Source organism: Flavobacterium psychrotrophum (assembly GCF_003403075.1).
Classification (GTDB): domain Bacteria; phylum Bacteroidota; class Bacteroidia; order Flavobacteriales; family Flavobacteriaceae; genus Flavobacterium; species Flavobacterium psychrotrophum.
Genome location: NZ_CP031557.1, coordinates 3,369,779 through 3,387,806, shown reverse-complemented (window position 1 = coordinate 3,387,806; position 18,028 = coordinate 3,369,779). Strand labels below are relative to the sequence as shown.

The window sequence follows — 18,028 nt, the reverse complement described above, 5'->3', positions numbered from 1 at the left end:
TTTTTATCCTCTTTTATTTTCAAAGCGGAGCTTTACGCTAAATCATATGTAGATATAAAAGCAGTAAAGCCTCTAAAATTAGTCATTTAGAGGCTTTACTTATTGTCATTAAATTATTTAAGCGCATAGTTAAGGTAACCACCATCGGCTACAATCTCTGTGCCTGTAATAAAGCTTGCGGCGTCTGAAGCCAGGAACAAAACCGTTTTTGCAATTTCATCGGCATGACCTAATCGTTGCAAGGCTGTAACAGAAGCCAGGTACCCTTTTGCCTCTGCAGGTACGGCATTTTCTAATCCCGGTGTTTGTACTGGGCCCGGGCTCACGATGTTTACACGAATTTTGCGTTCTGCGAGTTCATTTGCAGCAATCTGGGCAATTTTGTTTAAAGCACCCTTGGTTGCAGCATAAATACTGCTTCCTGAATTTGAGGCTGTTGCTACTGTAGAGGAAGTAAATATTACCGATGCTCCATCTGCTAAATGCGGAAGCAGGCTCTGTAATGTAAAGAAATGCCCTTTAACATTCGTATTAAACTGCGCATCAAATTCTTCTTCAGTTGCCTGTTCTATTGGTTTAAAAGTTGCTATACCGGCATTAAGAAAAAGTACATCCAGTTTGTTTCCTCTTTCTGCAAATGCTTTTTCCAGAATAGCAATGTCTGCAAGTTTTGAAGTGTCTGAAACTACCGTTTTTAATTTCGGGCTTTTAATCTCATCTGCTGCTTTTTGCAGGTTATCAGCATTTCTGCCCGTTATCCATACGTTTGCTCCGGCGTTAATAAATGCTTTTGCGGTTGCTAATCCTATTCCGGTAGTTCCGCCTGATATAATTACGTTTTTGTTTGAAAAATCCATTGGTAAATTATTATTATTACACTGCAAACTTATAGTACTTTAATTTATTTTCGTTACTTTGTAACAAAAAGTAACAGTAACATTTGGGTAACAAAGTAACTTATGGCAGAATATGTATGTGTGCCGGGGCACAAAAAAGAAATTATGGCGGTTCATGATGCTATGGACGTACTGAACGGAAAATGGAAAATATCGATTATATCTTCAATTTGCTATTATAACCAAAGAAGGTTTTCTGATATACTGAATGATGTAAACGGCATATCTAACAAAATGCTCAGTAAAGAGTTGAAAGATCTGGAGATGAACAAGCTCATTAAGCGTACGGTTTTAGATACGCAGCCCGTAACGGTTCATTACAATCTTACCGAATATGGAATGACATTGCAGTCTATAATTGATAATCTTGCTGACTGGGGCATGAAACACAGACAGGCAATTATAGAAGATATGTAAATTTATTGCTGTATAACCAGCAATGGAATAACGGGAAAATATAAAACGCGAATGTCAAAAATGCCGTTCGCGTTTTATTTACAAAATTTACATTTTTATTTACAATCTAAAGCCTTGAAAACTAAAGATGTCGGGGTAGATTCGCTGAATCAATTAGATGAGATATGAAAAGTAAAAAAAATGTTTTGTACGTCCTGATTATCATAATAACAGGCGTAACTAATTTTGTAGTACAGACCCAACAGAAAAATGTTGCTCAGAGTACTGTTGAAAACAAAGATGATACCTCCCCGGCACCCAATAGCATTGTCCGTACAATTAAGCAGGATAAAAAGGGCAACATCTGGATTACCTCATGGGAGGGTGTTTTTAAATATGACGGAAAGTCTTTTACCAATGTTACCAGTAAAGCCAGTTCGGCGCGTTTCTTTTCTGTTTTAGAAGATCGAAAAGGTAATTTATGGTTCGCTTCTGTTGGTTCGGGAGTTTATTACTACGACGGAAAATCGTTTCGAAACTTCACAACTAGAGATGGGCTTGCTAACGACCGGGTTACGCATATTTATGAAGATAAAACCGGAATTATTTGGTTTGGCACAGAAAGCGGAGTAAGCCGCTATGATGGAAAGTCATTTCGTAATTTAAAAATGAGCGAAGCTCCGTCCGCTATGCAGACTGATTCGGTTTATATTGGGCCGGAACCTGTACATACCCAGGTTGACTCTGTACCTGTTTCATCGTACAAAAACCTGCTTCCTAAAGGGGACTGTATTCATAATGATGTTAATGCCATTATTGAAGACAAGACAGGTAAATTCTGGCTTGGCACAAGAGGCTATGCTTTTGTTTACGACGGAAAGGTATTTACCACTATAACTAATAAAGACAAACCTTTTACAAACGTTCGTTCGATAATTAAAGATAAAAACGGCTATATCTGGCTTGGTGGCGCTGATGGGCTTTGGCGCTATGATGGCAGTACATTTATTAATTTTACCCAAAACTTTGTGGGGTATATCTACGAAGACAGCAAAGGAAATATCTGGACGAGTTCGGAAGAAAATGATAGCCGGGGCTGGGTGCTTTCGCGTTATGAAGAGAAGTCGTTAACCGATAAAAAGCCTACGGTAACAAAAATAGCAAATAACCCAATGATATTTGGGATTTTAGAAGATGATAAAGCAAATATTTGGTTTGGTACTTTAGATGGCGTGTATCGTTATGATGGGAAAACGATTACTGACTTTAAACGTAAAGAGGAGCAGAAGTAGTGTGACTTAATCGTGGGTTCATCGGTCAGGTAACCAAGCTTCAGGAAAATACAATGCAAACAGTATCAATATGAATTGTTTGAGCCGGTTTTAAAAATTATATTTGCAGGCCTGGTAGTTAAGCCGGGACAGAAACTGTTTTTTATGATGATGGAGGATGAAACACCGGTTACCAATGCTATAAGCCCGGAAGAAATAGACAGGTGCATTGCTTTGCTAACGCAGCTAAATACAGATACGAATAAGATATTTGATATCCCGAAAGAGCAGCGAACCGCTTTGATTAAAGCAGCGGGTCAGTTTTCCAGGCCAGATCGCGATGAACTTTCACGAAGGAAAAAGGATGGGAAGCTGGTAGCTAAAAGAAAACAGGAAAAGAAAGATAAAACAGCACGTAAGGCTACCGGAATACGCGAAGCCAGGGAAGCTACAATATTTGTTGCTCCTAAGCTATTAGCACTTAACGACCTGGCTAATAAAGAATCTTTAGAATTAGAAATAGCCAGAAATTGCTATGTGTGTAAAACATCGTTTACTAAAATGCACCATTTTTATGACACGATGTGTACAGACTGTGGCGATTTTAATTATGCGAAACGTTTTCAGACAGCCAATGTAAAGGGGCAGATAGCCGTTATTACAGGCTCGCGTTTAAAAATAGGGTATCATATTACACTAATGCTGCTGCGTGGCGGCGCAACGGTTATTGCAACTACCCGTTTTCCTGTAGATTCTGCACTACGTTTTGCAAAAGAAGAAGATTTTGAGGAGTGGGGGCATCGCCTTAAAATTTACGGACTTGATTTGAGGCACATACCGAGTGTTGAGATTTTCTGCAATTTTATAGAGCAAAAGTACGGGCGACTGGATATCCTTATCAATAATGCCGCGCAAACTGTGCGAAGGCCGGCAGGGTTTTATACGCATTTAATGGAGAATGAAGAAAGGCCGGTTACTACATTACCAAAACAGGTACAGGATTTACTCTCAGACCATGTTAATTGTTTAGAAGAACTAAAAGTATTAACCGCAGGTGCTTCGTCTAATAACAACATGCCGGTAGCCTGGCACGGGCCTGAACCCGGTATTGGTATAAGGGCTTCTGCAAAGCTATCTCAAATACCTTATTCTTTTGATAATACACTTGTAACCCAGGAAGTTTTTCCGGAAGGTGAACTGGATGCCGATTTGCAACAGGTAGATCTGCGAAAAACCAACAGTTGGCGTTTAAAACTTGGGCAAATAGAAACTACTGAGATGATCGAGGTTCAGCTGGTTAATTCGGTGGCGCCCTTTGTGCTGTGCAACCGCCTTGCCGAAGTAATGAAAAAAGATACCACCGGGCAAAAGCACATTATAAATGTTTCTGCTATGGAAGGTAAGTTTTATTACGGCTATAAAGACGACAGGCATCCGCATACTAATATGGCTAAAGCGGCATTGAATATGCTTACGCATACAGCTGCGGGTTCTTTAGCAAAACAGGGTATTTATATGAATGCCGTAGATACAGGCTGGGTTACAGACGAAGACCCTGCTGAATTAGCAAAAAGAAAGCAGGAGGAGGAAGATTTTCAGCCGCCGTTAGATATTGTTGATGGTGCGGCGAGGGTTATGGACCCTTTGTTTGATGGTATAAATACAGGTAAGCACTGGTGTGGTAAATTTCTTAAAGACTATGTGCCCATATCATGGTAATCAGTAATGGCTGCCCATAAGTACTATTAAATGCAGGATTATAGCATATCAAGTCTTTTAATTTTTACAAATGTTAAAATTGGCAAGGTTTATGATGTGTTAAAATTAATGTAATACTTTTGGGAAACCAATAAAAAGGGATGAGACTAAGTAAATGGTATATCGGTCACCGGGTTTTGTGGATGCTTATGGCACTCCACATACTCAACTTTAGTATCGATAACCCGCATACCCTTTTTGAACATAACGTTGTAGACAGCGATTTTGATGAGATTGACTCCATTGCAGAGCTTGTGCTTGAAGATGTTATGCATATTGAAGATGCAATACCCGAAAATCATAGTAAAACGCCTATAAACAATAAGTTTTCGGGCAAAAAAATGATATGGGTTTTTGAAGAATACCAAAAACTTATTCCCCAAAAACCTTTACCCGAAGTTAACTTTAAACTGGTATTAGAAGCTACTTTTTACAAAACGCCATCATACACTTCCCCTAAGTTGGCGTTGTTTTCTCCACCACCGGAGGTTTAAATATTTTTTTAACGCATTTACCTTTCTGCAATATTGCAGTTGGTCGATACATTCTTTCTATTTAGCAATTAGTTATGATTTTTAATGTAACTAGCTGTATAGTAGTGTTAAATTAGTATTTAAAAAACATCAATGGCAAGATATAAATTTTTGACTTGCATGGCTGTATTGCTATGCTGGGCAGGTGTATATGCACAGCAACCCCAAACGCTGGACATAACCATTAAACAGGCAGAAGAACTTTTCTTCAAGAACAACTTTTTATTGCTGGCGCAGCAATATAATATAGACAAGGCAGATGCCGCTATTATTCAGAGTAAGGTGTACCCTAACCCTGAAGTATCAGCAGATGTAATTGCTTACGAAGGGCAAAACAATGTTTACTTTCCGCAGGGCCGTGGTAATAACCTTGCTGTAGGCTTAGAGCAACTCATAATTATTGGCGGCAAGCGCAAGGCCCAGATAGAACTGGTTAAGCTAGATAAGCAGGTGGCACAGGAAGAACTTACAGACCTTACCCGCAACCTTCAGTTACAAATATGGCAGTCGTTCTATACGCTGCACAACCAGCAAAAAATTATAGAGAAATATAATAAACTGCTGGATAAGCTGTCTACGCTTATAAGCAGTTATGAGGTGCAGGTGGCAAAAAATAACATTGCCCTTAAAGACCTTGTACGCCTTAAGTCGGTTTACGTAAAGATCAATAACGATAAGTCTGAAGAAAGTAAGACGCTTATTGAAGAGCAGCAAAAACTCAACATCCTTTTAGGTACTACGGCTACCATTACTACAGAGTACAGCCCGGCAGATGCTAACGGCTATGCAGGTAAAGGCTTTTTGTATGAAGATATACTAAGCAAATCTTTAGAAAACAGGCCAGACCTTAATCAGGCAAAGTTATTTACAGAGTCGGCTAAAGTTAATCTTTCATTACAAAGAAGGCTTGCCATACCCGATGTAACCATTCGTGGTGGTTATAACCAGCAGGGAGATGCCTTTAACAACCAGTACAATGTAGGGCTTAGCATACCGCTGCCGGTATTTGACCGAAACCGTGGCAACATCCGTTCGGCCAAGGTACAGCAGCTGGAAAGCCAGAAGAATGTAGAGTATAAGCAACTGGAAGTACAAAACGAAGTTCTTGCCGCTTACCAGAATTTTACCCGTAGTGTAGATGAGTACACACGCATCAATAGCCTTGTTAATAAAGATTTTGATGATGTGTTTAATGGTGTAAACACAAACTTTCAGAAAGGTAACGTATCGATGATAGAGTTTGCCGACTTTTTTGAAGCCTACAACGAGGCACAAACTGAAATAGAAAGGGTAAAACAACAGCTGGCCATAGCCGCAGCTCAAATTAATTACGTAACCGGCACTAACAATTTTTAAGCAATGAAAACATCAAATAATATCCTATATATATCTGTAAGCGCACTAATGCTGCTTACTGCCTGTGGCAAAAAAGAAGCTGAGGCTCCAAAAGAAGACGAGAAGCAACAGTTTGTATTGAGCGATAAAATGTACGACCAGTGCAGTCTTACTAATGCAACCCAGGAGTATGCCCAGAATGAGATACGCCTTTTTGGTAAGGTAAGTGCAGAGAACAACAACATAAGCCAGGTGTTTCCGGCAGTAGGTGGTAGTGTAATAAAAATTAATGCTGAACTGGGCGACTATGTGCAGCAGGGGCAATTGCTTGCAAGCATCCGCAGTACAGAGATTGCAGGTTACCAGAGCGAAACCAGCGATGCCGAAGCTAACGTGAGCATAGCAGAACGTAATTACCAAAGTGTAAAAGATATGTATGAAGGCAAGCTGGCCAGCGAAAAAGAACTGGTTATGGCGCAAAAAGAGCTGGATAAAGCCAAAGCCGAACGTAACAGGATGGGAGAAGTAAACCAGATATACAAGCTAAAAAGCGGATCTGTTTACAATATGTATGCACCAATAAGTGGCTACATAGTTAGTAAAGACATTAGCCCTAATGAAATGCTAAGCGCTAACCGCGACGAAGCGGTGTTTACCGTAGCAAAACTGGATAATGTATGGATACTGGCAAACGTAAACGAAAGCGACCTGAGCAGGATTAAAGTGGGGCAGGAAGCAAGCATACATACTATAGCATACCCCGACAGGGATATTAAAGGTAAGATTGACAAGATTTTTAATGTTATCGATCCTGATACCCGCGCTGCTAAGGCGCTTATAAAAGTGCCAAATACAGATGTATCGCTAAAGCCGGAGATGAATGCTACTGTAAAAATTCATTATGCAGATGATAAGCAGTATGTAGCAGTGCCCAGTGCATCGGTGGTTTTTGAAAACAACAAGAACTTTGTCATGGTATTTAATGCCAAAAATAATATAGAAACAAGAGAAGTAGGCATATACCGTGCGCTTGATGATAAAACCTATATCTCATCTGGCCTTAAGGCCGGAGAAAAAGTGATTGTAAAAGGCAATCTGTTGATATATGATGCCATTAACGATTAATAACAGCTGCCATGATAAAGTTGATAAAAAACATAATAGGGTTTTCCCTACGCAATAAGCTATTCACATTTTTTTGGGTAGGCTTAGTGGTTGTAGCCGGTGTTATTAGTTATAAAAACATTCCGGTAGAAGCATTTCCTGACGTTACCAATACACAAATTGTTATAGTAACACAGTGGCCCGGCCGTAGTGCTGAAGAGGTAGAGCGTTTTGTAACCTCGCCTATAGAAATTTCAATGAACTCATTGCAAAAAAAGTCAAACGTGCGCAGTATAACCATGTTTGGCCTCTCTGTAATCAAAATTATTTTTGATGATGATGTAGACGATTTCTTCGCACGGCAACAGGTAAACAACCTGCTGCGCGGGGTAGAGCTTCCGGATGAGGTAGACCCTGAAGTGCAGCCGCCTTATGGGCCAACGGGAGAAATTTTCCGTTATACGCTGGAGAGCCCGGACAAAGACACCCGAGAACTGCTAACACTTCAAAATTGGGTTATAGACCGTCAGCTGCGTGCTGTACCGGGTGTTGCAGATGTAGCTGTTTTTGGCGGACGCGAAAAAACATACGAAGTTGAGGTAGACCCTACATTGCTTCAAAAATATGAACTTACATCACCACAGGTGTTTGAAGCGGTAAACAAAGCCAACTTGAACGTAGGTGGCGACGTTATAGAAAAAAATGGCCAAGCATATGTAGTGCGTGGCGTGGGCTTGCTTGATAATATTGCTGATATTGAGAATACTATTGTTGCCCAGTACAATGGCAACCCTATACTTATAAAAGACATTGCCAAAGTAGAAGAAAGCAATGTGCCGCGAGTGGGGCAGGCAGGCCTTAATGATAAGAATGATGTGGTAGAGGGTATTGTGATAATGCGTAAAGGCGAAAACCCATCTATAGTGCTTAAGGCGCTTAAAGAAAAAATTGCCGATGTACAGGAAAACGTCCTTCCTAAAGATGTTAAGATGGTTACCTTCTATGACCGTGATAACCTTATGGAGTTTTGTACCCATACTGTAACGCACAACCTTGTAGAGGGTATCATACTGGTTACGGTTATTGTGTTCCTGTTCATGGCAGACTGGCGTACTACGGTTATTGTATCAATCATTATTCCGCTTGCGCTGCTGTTTGCATTTCTTTGCTTAAGGCTTAAGGGCATGAGTGCTAACCTGCTTTCGCTGGGTGCGGTAGACTTTGGTATTATTATAGACGGAGCCGTCGTAATGGTCGAAGGACTCTTTGTGGCACTCGACCACCTGCGGCAAAAGGAAGGTGATGAGCGTTTTAACAAGCTGGCTAAAATGGGCCTTATCCGTAAAACCGGTTCTAAACTGGGTGTAGCCATCTTCTTTAGTAAGCTTATCATTATATCTGCATTGCTGCCAATATTCTCTTTTGAGAAGGTAGAAGGTAAAATGTTCTCGCCACTGGCCTGGACACTTGGTTTTGCCCTGCTTGGCGCATTGATATTTACACTAACGTTAGTGCCGGTACTGTGTTCTATACTGCTTAACAAAAATGTGCGCGAAAAGCACAACCCATTTGTAGAGTTCTTTAACAGGATTGTTTCTAAAGGGGTAAATGTTAGCTTCCGCCATAAAAAAGTTTCGATCATTATATCACTTGTGGCACTTGCGCTTACGCTGTTCTCTACACGTTTTCTGGGTACTGAGTTCCTGCCGCCGCTTAATGAAGGTGCCCTTTGGGTAACGGCTGAGCTGCCTATTAGTAACTCGCTTACCGAGAGTGTAAAAATGGCAACGATAATCCGCAAAGAGCTGAAATCTTTTGAAGAGGTTGATGATGTACTGTCTCAAACAGGGCGTAGCAATGATGGTACCGACCCTAATGGTTTTGGCTTCCTGCAATTTCAGGTAGACCTTAAACCAAAGGATGAGTGGAAACACAAGATAACCATGGACGAACTGGTAGAGCAAATGAACAAAAAACTGAGCGTGTACCAGGGTATTACCTGGAATTACTCACAGCCGGTTATTGATAACGTTGCCGAGGCCGTTGCCGGGTTTAAAGCCAGTAATGCCGTAAAAATTTATGGCGATGACCTGCAGGTGCTGGATAAGCTTGCCGATGAGGTAATGGCTAAAATTAAACATATAGACGGTGTTAAAGACGTGGGCGTACTGCGCAACCTGGGCCAGCCTGCAATGAGCGTTAAGTTTGACGAGCAAAAAATGGCACTCTATGGTGTGCAAAAAAGCGATGCGCAAAGCATTATAGAAATGGCCATAGGGGGTAAAACCGCTACAGAGAAATATGAAGGCGAAAAGAAATTCGACATTCGTATACGCTACCAAAAGGACTACCGTAAGGATGAAGAAGATATTATGAACCTTATGGTGCCTACACTTCGCGGTGGTAAAGTGCCGCTAAAAGAAATTGCATCGCTTACTACGGAGGCAGGGCCGTCTTTTGTGTACCGCGATAATGCTAAGCGTTTTATAGGTGTAAAATTCTCAGTGCGCGATCGCGACCTGGGTGGTACCATTGCTGAGGCGCAGGCTAAAGTAAAACAAATAAAACTGCCAACAGGTTATAGCGTGGGCTGGACAGGTGAATATGAAAACCAGATACGTGCCAGTGCCAAGCTTACACAGGTAGTGCCTATATCGCTGGTATTGATATTTGTGTTGCTGTTTATTATGTTTGGTAATATAAAAGATTCACTGCTTGTGTTGGTCAATGTACCATTTGCCATAATAGGAGGTATCTTGGCACTGCACATTACCGGGGTTAACTTTGGTATCTCGGCTGGGGTGGGCTTTATAGCACTGCTGGGTATCTGTATACAAAACGGGGTAATACTCGTCTCAGAGTTCCATACAAACCTCAAGCTCAAGATGTCGCTGGCAGATAGTATTATAGAGGGTGTAAAATCGCGTACCAGGCCGGTGGTAATGACTGCGCTTATGGCGGCCATAGGGCTTATGCCGGCTGCGCTTTCTACCGGTATTGGTTCAGAGTCGCAAAAACCGCTTGCCATTTCTATCATTGGCGGGTTGGTAACAGCTACCGTATTTACACTATTGGTGTTCCCTAACTTCTTTTATTGGGCTATGAGGAACAAGCACCAGAAAATGGATTAATGATTTTAGGTTAGTCATTTATTTCTCCTGAAACCGCGCGGTTGCCATTGCCGCGCGGTTTCTTTTGTTATGGGCTGCATGATAAATATCATTTTTTTAGTTCGTGTGGCACAGTAGTTTTGCTTAGGAAAAAATGACGCCATGAAAAATATGCTGTTGCAAAAATATAATGTTCCAGGCCCACGGTACACCAGTTATCCAACGGTACCTTACTGGAATGAAAATATGTTTGAAGTTGCTGACTGGAAGGCTACCTGTGTGAGGGCATTTAATGAAACCAACACCACAGAAGGTATTAGTCTTTATATTCATTTGCCCTTTTGCGAAAGTATGTGCACCTTTTGCGGCTGCAATAAACGCATTACCAAGAGGCATGATGTAGAGCAGCCATACATAGCAGCCGTTTTAAAAGAATGGGATATGTACTGCGCCATGTTTGAGCAGCGGCCATTGATAAAAGAACTGCATCTGGGTGGTGGTACGCCTACATTTTTTAGTCCGGAAAGCTTACAGCAACTTATTGAAGGCATTTTTGAAAAAGCCGACAGGATGCCTGGTTATGAATACAGCTTTGAAGGCCACCCTAACAATACTACCCGTGCTCACCTGCAAACGTTGTTTAATCTTGGTTTTAGGCGGGTAAGCTTTGGCGTACAGGATTATAACGAAACTGTGCAGCAGGCCATACACCGCATACAGCCTTTTCATAACGTGGCTAAGGTTACGTTTTGGGCGCGCGAAATAGGCTATACCTCCATAAGCCACGACCTGGTTTTTGGGTTGCCGTTCCAAACGGTACGTACATGTATCGATACCGTAGAGAAAACAAAATCGCTAAACCCGGATCGTATTGCCTTTTACAGCTATGCGCATGTGCCCTGGATCAAGGGTAATGGGCAGCGCGGTTTTGAAGATTGTAACCTGCCGCGTGATGAAGATAAACGCAAGCTGTATGAAGCAGGTAAACATTTACTTGCCAAAAAAGGTTTTCGTGAAATAGGTATGGATCATTTTGCCCTGGAGACCGATAGTATGTATAAAGCATTTAAGAAGGGCGAATTGCACCGTAACTTTATGGGCTACAGCTCTGGCAAGACCCGCTTAATGGTAGGCTTAGGAGTGTCATCAATCAGTGATAGCTGGTATAGTTTTGCCCAAAACGAAAAAACGCTGGAAGATTACTACCAAAGGATTTCCTTTAATGAACTTCCGGTTTTTAAGGGACATTTATTAACGGACGAAGATCTGGTAATTCGCCAACACATTCTCAACCTGATGTGTCGTTTTGAAACTTCCTGGAATGCTGCTGACGGTTATTTTGATGAATTGGCTGAGGTATTGGACAGCCTTACCGAAATGGAGCAGGATGGGCTTATAAGCTTTGGACTTAATAAAATAACAGTTACTGAAGCGGGCAAACCTTATGTGAGAAACATTTGTATGGCTTTTGACCTGCGCCTGAAACGCAGGGCACCACAAACCCAGCTTTTTAGTATGGTGGTGTAATAAGGTTACCGTTTATGATAAATAAACAAAAAGAGCATAAAGCCGAAAGCTTTATGCTCTTTTTGTTTTGTAGTCAGCTTTTGGTTGAAAGAATATTATTTACAATCGGCCATTGTACCGCCAAACAAACTCACGTTAGACGGAGATAAGTAGGGAATACCCAATGCCAGGCCGCGTACAATAAACAGCATACCAATTAATACGGCTGCATAGGGTACTACTTTAGCAAACTGTGCCCGCAACGGATTTTTAAACATACCCGATGCATAAACAACCGTGCTCATAAGCGGGATTGTTCCTGCGCCATACAACAGCATATAAGCTGCGCTGTAAACCGTGTTTTGCATGGCGAGTGCACCAAAGAGTGCTGCATAAACCAATCCGCAGGGTAATAATCCGTTTAAGAACCCAATCGTAAAAAGGGCGTTGTAGCTTTTTTTCCTGAACTGGTTTCCCAGGGAAGTTTTAATGTTTGAAATGAGTTTGTAAGCAGGTTTTGAAAAATTGTACTTAGAAAGTTTTTTTTCAGGAACCATTGCTATGAGTATCATAACCGTACCGGCAACAATAAAGAGTTGTTGCTGTAAACCTGCCAGATAAAAACCTTTGCCAATACAACCAAATACAAGCCCCAATGTTCCATAAGCGATTAAGCGCCCTGCATGGTAGGTAAGTATCTGGGTTGCTTTTTTAGCCGGGTTTTTATGGTCTACGGGCAGCATCATGGCTATTGGCCCACACATACCTATGCAGTGCATGCTTGATATGAGTCCTAATATAAGTGCTGAGTAAAGCATTTTTTTAGTTGTTGGTTGTTAGTTGCCGGTTGATGGACGTTTTGTTCTGACAACCATCAACCGGTAACCATCAACTATAGGTTAAGCATCTCTTTGTTTATATATGCTGTACCGTTATACTGCCATTTTACAGTAATGTCCCAGCGGCCGCCTGCCAGGTCGTTTTTAGGTATGAGCATGTATGGATTGGATAATGATATAGGAACATCAAAATCCAGCCCCTGGTCAGACGGCCTGTACAAGGACACTTTTCCTTTTATATTATGTATGTCAAACCCTTGCGGGAATATTATCTTTATGGCATCGCCATCTGTAGTAATGGCTACCTTACTTGTAAGTGCAGCAGCATTTTCTTCTCCGGCTATTGTGGCCTCCAGTTTGCGTTCCTGCTTGTAGTACTCTTCAACTACCAGCTGGTTATCATATTTATTATCGCTTTGTACCTTAAATACAAAGAACAGTATGAAGCTCATAAACGTGCCAAACGCCACTACTACGGCTGTTCCCCAATTTATTTTCATGATTTCTTTCCTTTTTAGTTAAAACTCCTTGGCGCTAAGAAATTGGTCGATTCTGTATCTATGCGCTTATCTCCCTCATATACACCCAGCACAATTTTTGTTTTATCCTTTTCAAGAAATGCGGGGTTTATCTCTATAAATAACGTACCCTGTGCAAGGCCAGCTTTTTTTATGGCAAAGCTTTGTTTGCCCACAATTTTAACGGTACCCTTAATGTTCTCAAGTTTAAAATGTACATCGCTAAAATCCCTCTCGGTCTTGTTAAGCACTTTAAAGGTGAATATGTTGCTAATGTTTTCGCCTTTGTGCTCAAACAGTTGTCCGGGTAGTCGCAGTACTGTTGCCTCTACATCGTTACGGAGAAACAGCATCCCGGTAAACACACCGGTAAGAATGATAAGCACGGCGGCATAACCTTTCATACGGGCAGAGAAAACAAACTTCTCCTTTTTGGTAATTTCGTCTTCGCTGGCATAGCGTATCAGCCCTTTCGGGAGGCCTACCTTATCCATTACGGTATTGCATTCGTCTATACAGGCAGTACAGTTAATGCATTCCAGCTGGGTTCCGTTCCTGATGTCAATACCCGTAGGGCAAACTGCCACACACAGCTTACAATCAATACAGTCGCCTTTGCCTAAGGTAGCACGGTCTTCGTTTTTAACCATACGGCCACGCCCGGCTTCGCGTTCGCCACGCTTATGGTCGTATGCTACAACCACACTTTTATTATCCAGCAGCGCACCCTGCAATCTTCCGTAAGGGCAGGCAATAATGCATACCTGCTCTCTAAACCACGCATATATATAATAGAATACTGCGGTAAATATCAGCAATGCTATCAGCGTACCCAGGTTATTGGCAGGGCCTTCGGTTATCATTTCTATCAGCTTGTCGCTGCCGCTAACATACGCCAGGAACACATTGGCAATAAAAAATGAAATGACAAAGAATACAAACCACTTCAATCCTTTCTTACGGATCTTTTCTTTATCCCAGGGTTGCTTATCAAGTTTTATCTGTGCATTACGGTCGCCCTCTATCCAATATTCTATGCGGCGAAACACCATTTCCATAAATATGGTTTGCGGGCATATCCATCCGCAAAAAATGCGGCCAAAGGCTACAGTAAAAAGGGCTACAAATACAACCCCTATTATCATGCTGATAACAAAGAGGTGAAAATCCTGTGGCCAGAACGGAAAACCAAAAATGTTGAATTTCCGTTCTACCACATTAAACATCAGGAACTGGTTGCCGCGTATTTTTATAAATGGCGCGGCAAATAAAAAGGCCAGTAGTATCCAGCTTACCGTTTTGCGGTGCTTATACCATTTACCCGAAGGTTTCTTAGGATATATCCATTGTCTTTTACCTTCGGTTGTTATTGTTGCTATATGGTCTCTAAATTCCTCATCATTATGCTTTTGCTCATACCTATTGACTGACATAATGTTTTATTTAGAGGGTTCGGCCACGGCTGCATCATCTTTCCAGATGTCGCCCTGCGGCTCCTTAGGGTCTTTAGGGTTGCTACCCTTAAGCGATAACACATAGCTGGCTACAAGCTGTATTTCAGATGGTTTTAGCGAAGCTTTCCAGGCTACCATGCCTTTTCCGTCGCGTCCACCCTCAGTAATTGTGTGAAACACATTTTTGATACCACCACCCAGTAGCCAGTACTCATCAGTAAGGTTAGGGCCTATGGCACCACCTGCATCGGGCCTGTGGCATGCTATACAGTTTGCCTGAAAAATTTCTTTTCCTTTAGCAAGGTCACCCGCATCGGTTAGCAGGGTAACGCTGTTGGCATCAATAAGGTCTTTTGCTGTTTTCTTATATTCTTCAACCGCAAGTTTAGCGTCAGCCATTTCGGTTTCAAATTCGGCTATCTGGTCTTTGTCGCCCACTATATGGTAACGCACCAGGTAAATAACTGCGAATATAATACAGGCGTAGAACAGGTTTACCCACCACGGTGGCAACACATTATCAAGCTCTTTAATACCATCATAATCATGGTGTAGTAATATATCGGCTTCTTCTTCTACCGGTTTGGTTCTTCCAAAGAAAGTGCGGAATTTTTTATACCAGGCGCTGTCCCTGTAGTCCAGGGCATCGGCGGCAGCCAGTTTTTCTTTTTGCTCATCAGTAAGCATGGCATAGGTAACACGGTCTATGGCAAGCACCACCAGCTCTATAGCTACCTGAATAAACAGGAATACCAGCAGGAACAGCGATACCAAAGGGTACTTTAAAAATGCCGGGCGGTCGCCGGAGTCGATAAAAAACTCCAGCGCCATAAATACCAGTGCAAATAGTACAGGAACCCTTACATATACGGGAATGAATTTTTTCATGATCCTTTATTAGTTAATGTTCAACAATTAGTTGGTTTCATTTTGCTCCCCGTCGCTAAAGGGAAGGTTGCTCAGTTCGTTTATCTTTTCTTTTTTATACGTATACGTCCAGGTGTAGAGTGCTATAAAAAACAGGAAAAAGATAAGCAGTGATATGATGGGGAATATTTCTACTCCCGCTATGGTTTCAAGGTTATGTTTTACAAACTTTAGCATGGCTTTTTATTTTATTTGTCTGCAACAGTATTTTTAATCTTAATATCAGTACCCAGGCGTTGCAGGTAAGCAATAAGTGCTATGATTTCGCGGTCGCGCATAGGTACAAATACCTCACCTTTTGCAAGGGCAGCTTTTTTGCTGGCTTCATAGCTTTTTACAAAGTCAGGGTCGGCATGCAGGCTTTTCTCTATTTTTTCTGCCTGGGCAGCTACGGTAGCATCTACGGCGGCAATGTCTTCTTTAGTGTACGGTACACCAAGTTGTGCCATTACCTCCATTTTCTTACCGGTTTCAGAATAGTCTGCTTTTTGGTTGTCAAACAGCCATTTATAAGCCGGCATTATAGAACCTTCAGATACACTCTGCGGATCCCACATGTGGTTAAAGTGCCAGTTATCGCTGTACTTGCCACCTACCCTGAACAGGTCTGGCCCGGTACGTTTAGAACCCCAAAGGAACGGATGGTCATATACATATTCTCCCGATTTAGAGTATTCGCCATAGCGCTCTACCTCACTGCGGAAAGGGCGTATCATTTGGGTATGGCAGCCTACACAACCTTCGCGTATGTAAAGGTCGCGGCCTTCAAGCTCCAGTGGTGTGTAAGGCTTAACCGTTGATATGGTAGGGATGTTACTCTTAACCATAATGGTAGGCACAATTTGTATAAGCCCGCCTATTGCCACCGCTACAGTTGCTAATAATGTAAGCTGTATAGGCCTGCGCTCCAGCCATGGGTGAAATTTTTCACCTTTGATCCTTTTTGTGCTGATGCGTTGCAGTGCCGGAGCCTCAGCATACTCATCTTCTATAGTTTGTCCCTGGCGGATGGTTTTTATAATGTTATATACTAATACCAGTAATCCTATTACGAATAGTGTACCGCCGATGGCCCTCATCCAGTACATAGGCATAATTTGTTTTACGGTTTCAAGAAAGTTACCGTACTTAAGTGTGCCATCGGGGTTAAACTCTTTCCACATACTTGCCTGTGTAAATCCGGCAACGTAAAGCGGAAGTGTGTACATAATGATACCCAGTGTACCAATCCAGAAATGGAAGTTAGCCAGTTTGTTGCTGTACAGCGTGGTTTTAGCCATGCGCGGTACCAGCCAATAGATCATACCGAAGGTAAGGAAGCCGTTCCAGGCCAGTGCGCCTACGTGTACGTGTGCCACGATCCAGTCGGTAAAGTGTGCAATGGCGTTTACATTTTTAAGCGAAAGCATTGGCCCTTCAAACGTTGCCATACCATAACCGGTAATAGCTACCACAAAGAATTTCAGTACAGGCTCTGTGCGCACTTTATCCCATGCGCCACGCAATGTAAGAAGCCCGTTTATCATACCACCCCACGATGGTGCTATAAGCATTATAGAGAATACCACCCCGAGGTTTTGTGCCCAGTCGGGCAATGCAGTATATAGTAAGTGGTGTGGTCCTGCCCAGATATAAATAAATATAAGCGACCAGAAGTGAATTATAGACAGCCTGTAAGAATATACCGGCCTGTTAGCAGCCTTTGGCATAAAGTAGTACATAAGCCCCAGGAACGGTGTGGTTAAAAAGAAAGCTACCGCATTGTGGCCGTACCACCATTGTACCAGTGCATCCTGCACACCTGCATAAGCAGAGTAACTTTTAAGAAAGTTTACCGGTAATGCAAGGCTGTTAAAAATGTGCAGTATGGCTACCGTAATAAATGTAGCGATATAAAACCAGATGGCTACATACAGGTGGCGTTCCCTTCTTTTAATAATGGTACCTATAAGGTTGATACCAAAGGTTACCCATATTACTGCTATGGCAATGTCTATAGGCCATTCCAGCTCGGCATATTCTTTAGAGGATGTATAGCCCAGTGGCAGCGATATGGCGGCGGCTACAATAATAAGCTGCCAGCCCCAAAAGTTGATGTTACTAAGCACATCACTGTACATACGGGTTTTTAGCAGGCGCTGTAGCGAGTAATAAATACCGGCAAAGGTAGCATTACCCACAAAGGCAAAAATTACAGCATTAGTGTGCAGCGGCCTAAGCCTGCCGTAGCTAAGCCACGAAATTCCGTCGGTCATGCCTGGGAAGAGGTACATAGAGGCAATAATAAGGCCTACAAGCATACCTACTACGCCAAACAGGATACAGGCATACAGGAATTTTTTAACGATCTTATTGTCGTAATAAAATTGTTCAAGTTCCAT

Annotated in this window: 15 protein-coding genes; 8 read left to right on the top strand and 7 right to left on the bottom strand. The window is 42.1% G+C overall.

Translation table 11 applies throughout. The annotated features are described in order from the left end of the window. Positions 1-113 precede the first annotated feature (113 nt). Entirely contained in the window at positions 114-857 is a 744-nt protein-coding gene (locus DYH63_RS14580) for an SDR family oxidoreductase (RefSeq protein WP_116789491.1), read from the bottom strand. Between the two features lie 102 nt (positions 858-959). Here DYH63_RS14580 and DYH63_RS14575 point away from each other — a divergent pair, with 102 nt between their 5' ends. The 8 genes from DYH63_RS14575 to hemN all read left to right on the top strand — a co-directional run bounded on the left by DYH63_RS14575 (position 960) and on the right by hemN (position 11,930). Then, on the top strand, positions 960-1,313 hold the full coding sequence (locus DYH63_RS14575) for a winged helix-turn-helix transcriptional regulator (RefSeq protein ID WP_116789490.1): 354 nt from the start codon (positions 960-962) through the stop codon (positions 1,311-1,313). Positions 1,314-1,477: 164 nt separating this feature from the next. Next, positions 1,478-2,584 (top strand): ligand-binding sensor domain-containing protein, encoded by a 1,107-nt coding sequence (locus tag DYH63_RS14570; RefSeq protein WP_116789489.1) that lies wholly within the window; start codon positions 1,478-1,480, stop codon positions 2,582-2,584. 150 nt (positions 2,585-2,734) lie between these two features. Beyond that, positions 2,735-4,282 carry an SDR family oxidoreductase gene (locus DYH63_RS14565; protein WP_439952042.1) on the top strand — a complete coding sequence of 516 codons (1,548 nt, stop codon included), beginning with the start codon at positions 2,735-2,737 and terminating at the stop codon, positions 4,280-4,282. Positions 4,283-4,422: 140 nt separating this feature from the next. Further along, positions 4,423-4,815 carry a hypothetical protein gene (locus DYH63_RS14560; RefSeq protein ID WP_162927041.1) on the top strand — a complete coding sequence of 131 codons (393 nt, stop codon included), beginning with the start codon at positions 4,423-4,425 and terminating at the stop codon, positions 4,813-4,815. 159 nt (positions 4,816-4,974) lie between these two features. After that, the gene (locus DYH63_RS14555; protein WP_162927040.1) at positions 4,975-6,210 is read left to right on the top strand and encodes a TolC family protein; all 1,236 of its coding nucleotides are present in this window, start codon (positions 4,975-4,977) and stop codon (positions 6,208-6,210) included. Positions 6,211-6,213: 3 nt separating this feature from the next. Further along, a complete protein-coding gene (locus tag DYH63_RS14550) occupies positions 6,214-7,314 on the top strand; it encodes an efflux RND transporter periplasmic adaptor subunit (protein ID WP_116789486.1) in 1,101 nt (366 codons plus the stop codon). A gap of 11 nt (positions 7,315-7,325) precedes the next feature. Next, complete coding sequence (locus DYH63_RS14545) at positions 7,326-10,424, top strand: efflux RND transporter permease subunit (RefSeq protein WP_116789485.1); 3,099 nt, start codon at positions 7,326-7,328, stop codon at positions 10,422-10,424. 141 nt (positions 10,425-10,565) lie between these two features. Beyond that, positions 10,566-11,930, top strand: a complete 1,365-nt coding sequence (gene hemN / locus DYH63_RS14540) for an oxygen-independent coproporphyrinogen III oxidase (RefSeq protein WP_116789484.1) — start codon at positions 10,566-10,568, stop codon at positions 11,928-11,930. A gap of 95 nt (positions 11,931-12,025) precedes the next feature. Here the strand turns inward: hemN and DYH63_RS14535 are convergent, their stop codons facing one another. From DYH63_RS14535 to ccoN, 6 genes are all read right to left on the bottom strand, one after another. Further along, positions 12,026-12,727, bottom strand: coding sequence for a sulfite exporter TauE/SafE family protein (locus DYH63_RS14535; protein ID WP_116789483.1), 702 nt, complete (start codon positions 12,725-12,727; stop codon positions 12,026-12,028). Between the two features lie 74 nt (positions 12,728-12,801). Further along, the gene (locus DYH63_RS14530; RefSeq protein ID WP_116789482.1) at positions 12,802-13,248 is read right to left on the bottom strand and encodes a FixH family protein; all 447 of its coding nucleotides are present in this window, start codon (positions 13,246-13,248) and stop codon (positions 12,802-12,804) included. A gap of 14 nt (positions 13,249-13,262) precedes the next feature. Then, positions 13,263-14,699, bottom strand: coding sequence for a cytochrome c oxidase accessory protein CcoG (gene ccoG, locus DYH63_RS14525; RefSeq protein WP_116789481.1), 1,437 nt, complete (start codon positions 14,697-14,699; stop codon positions 13,263-13,265). A gap of 6 nt (positions 14,700-14,705) precedes the next feature. Beyond that, entirely contained in the window at positions 14,706-15,608 is a 903-nt protein-coding gene (locus tag DYH63_RS14520) for a cbb3-type cytochrome c oxidase N-terminal domain-containing protein (RefSeq protein ID WP_116789480.1), read from the bottom strand. A gap of 27 nt (positions 15,609-15,635) precedes the next feature. After that, positions 15,636-15,824, bottom strand: a complete 189-nt coding sequence (locus DYH63_RS14515) for a CcoQ/FixQ family Cbb3-type cytochrome c oxidase assembly chaperone (RefSeq protein ID WP_116789479.1) — start codon at positions 15,822-15,824, stop codon at positions 15,636-15,638. A gap of 11 nt (positions 15,825-15,835) precedes the next feature. After that, positions 15,836-18,028, bottom strand: coding sequence for a cytochrome-c oxidase, cbb3-type subunit I (gene ccoN / locus DYH63_RS14510; RefSeq protein ID WP_116789478.1), 2,193 nt, complete (start codon positions 18,026-18,028; stop codon positions 15,836-15,838).

Coding starts and splice junctions, on each gene's coding strand:
- DYH63_RS14565 (WP_439952042.1), top strand. CDS start 2,735: ATGGAGGATGAAACACCGGTTACCAATGCTATAAGCCCGGAAGAAATA.
- hemN (WP_116789484.1), top strand. CDS start 10,566: ATGAAAAATATGCTGTTGCAAAAATATAATGTTCCAGGCCCACGGTAC.
- DYH63_RS14545 (WP_116789485.1), top strand. CDS start 7,326: ATGATAAAGTTGATAAAAAACATAATAGGGTTTTCCCTACGCAATAAG.
- DYH63_RS14580 (WP_116789491.1), bottom strand. CDS start 857: ATGGATTTTTCAAACAAAAACGTAATTATATCAGGCGGAACTACCGGA.
- DYH63_RS14570 (WP_116789489.1), top strand. CDS start 1,478: ATGAAAAGTAAAAAAAATGTTTTGTACGTCCTGATTATCATAATAACA.
- DYH63_RS14575 (WP_116789490.1), top strand. CDS start 960: ATGGCAGAATATGTATGTGTGCCGGGGCACAAAAAAGAAATTATGGCG.
- DYH63_RS14555 (WP_162927040.1), top strand. CDS start 4,975: ATGGCTGTATTGCTATGCTGGGCAGGTGTATATGCACAGCAACCCCAA.
- DYH63_RS14535 (WP_116789483.1), bottom strand. CDS start 12,727: ATGCTTTACTCAGCACTTATATTAGGACTCATATCAAGCATGCACTGC.
- DYH63_RS14550 (WP_116789486.1), top strand. CDS start 6,214: ATGAAAACATCAAATAATATCCTATATATATCTGTAAGCGCACTAATG.
- DYH63_RS14530 (WP_116789482.1), bottom strand. CDS start 13,248: ATGAAAATAAATTGGGGAACAGCCGTAGTAGTGGCGTTTGGCACGTTT.
- DYH63_RS14520 (WP_116789480.1), bottom strand. CDS start 15,608: ATGAAAAAATTCATTCCCGTATATGTAAGGGTTCCTGTACTATTTGCA.
- DYH63_RS14515 (WP_116789479.1), bottom strand. CDS start 15,824: ATGCTAAAGTTTGTAAAACATAACCTTGAAACCATAGCGGGAGTAGAA.
- ccoN (WP_116789478.1), bottom strand. CDS start 18,028: ATGGAACTTGAACAATTTTATTACGACAATAAGATCGTTAAAAAATTC.
- DYH63_RS14560 (WP_162927041.1), top strand. CDS start 4,423: ATGAGACTAAGTAAATGGTATATCGGTCACCGGGTTTTGTGGATGCTT.
- ccoG (WP_116789481.1), bottom strand. CDS start 14,699: ATGTCAGTCAATAGGTATGAGCAAAAGCATAATGATGAGGAATTTAGA.